Source organism: Pseudoalteromonas caenipelagi (assembly GCF_013140855.1).
Lineage (GTDB): Bacteria > Pseudomonadota > Gammaproteobacteria > Enterobacterales > Alteromonadaceae > Pseudoalteromonas > Pseudoalteromonas caenipelagi.
Genome location: NZ_JABBPG010000024.1, coordinates 1 through 1,319, shown reverse-complemented (window position 1 = coordinate 1,319; position 1,319 = coordinate 1). Strand labels below are relative to the sequence as shown.

2 protein-coding genes are annotated in these 1,319 nt (G+C 35.9%); both read right to left on the bottom strand.

Translation table 11 applies throughout. The features are described from left to right. Positions 1-6: 6 nt before the first annotated feature. The gene (locus HG263_RS22085) at positions 7-660 is read right to left on the bottom strand and encodes a hypothetical protein (RefSeq protein ID WP_171628230.1); all 654 of its coding nucleotides are present in this window, start codon (positions 658-660) and stop codon (positions 7-9) included. Further along, positions 660-1,319: hypothetical protein (locus HG263_RS22080; RefSeq protein WP_216628538.1), on the bottom strand; the 660-nt coding region annotated here is incomplete at its 5' end. The genes HG263_RS22080 and HG263_RS22085, both read right to left, overlap by 1 nt.

Here is a 1,319-nt window from a genome sequence, read left to right as displayed (position 1 = left end):
ATTTAGTTACTCTGCCAGCCAAGTTCTATGAGCTTCCCAAAAAGGTTCCTTTCTTTTACATACAGATTCTATACCATCCAAATAAATAGGTTTAGAGCTGCTAAAGTAAGTTACTCTGTAATACTTCTTATTCACATTCACTTCAAGAGCCTGCTCAACCAAAACATCATTTTTTTCAGCTATACCCACTTTTTTAATAATAATATATCTGAAACCATTACTATCGGATTCCTGTTTCAGTAATGAACATTGATTGATTTCTTGGTGCTCAAAATTTGAAGGAGTATTAGGTTTAACATAATCATAAATAACGCTTAAAAGTAGATCTAAACCAGTTACACCTGATAAGTAGAATCCATATCTATTACCTATAATATAATTAGTTTCTTCGTATGTCTTCCTCTTCACTTTCAAGGCGTATACTTCCTCCGCCACTTTACCAAGTTGTGAACTCTCGACAAATGAAGGAAATATAAACGAGTCAACATCCAAAATTTCAACTTCAGTGGAATAATTACAACGACTAGCCTTTATATCACCAGTAAAACCTCTGGTTTTATAATCTTGATCTTCATAATAGTCCATGCACGAAACTTCGCTCATTGCCATAGAGCAATTTGATAGAAGAGCTAATGTCAAACATATCAGTAATTTGTTCATCACAACTTTCCTTCGTTAAATAGTTGAGCAAAATTATTATGAATACCAGAATAATAAGCGGAGTTAAATAAACTTGCTTGGTTATTATGATCAACCATGTTAATCACTCCCATCAGATTACCAAATAAGAAACCTAGCCCACCACCACTACCAGAGATAATTGTTGCTGGCTTACCTCCACCATATAGAGAAGTTCCTAAATTACCAGAATCCACTGTCAATTTTTCTACCCTCAATTTCACTATATCCTGGCTCAAGGCGAGGAGTCGAGTATTCGCAGCCTCTGTCGTCATATGTCCCATCACCGCTAAGAGTTTCTGTGTACTATATTCACCTTCGCCATAAACCATTTCATGCAATGTACCGTATCTTAACTTTGCCTCAAAAATACTACTTTCATCATCCGTTTTTAACAAGTTCCTAATACGGTCAACCTCGTTGTTAAGCGTATTATAAGCATTATATTTTATTGAAGCCTCACCATTAAACGCCTGAGTAAATGCACCTGATATTGCTCCATTTGCAAACTTACCACCAGATAATACAGATGCTGTCCCCCCAATTGCTGCAGCACCAACAATTCTATGTATTTTATACTTATCTATAATATCCATATTACCGCTCTCCATCGCGGCATTAGCACTGTTCTCTCCACCAAT

Bases quoted from the DNA above. Each gene is read 5' to 3' on its own strand.
- HG263_RS22085 (WP_171628230.1), bottom strand. From the start codon at position 660: ATGAACAAATTACTGATATGTTTGACATTAGCTCTTCTATCAAATTGC.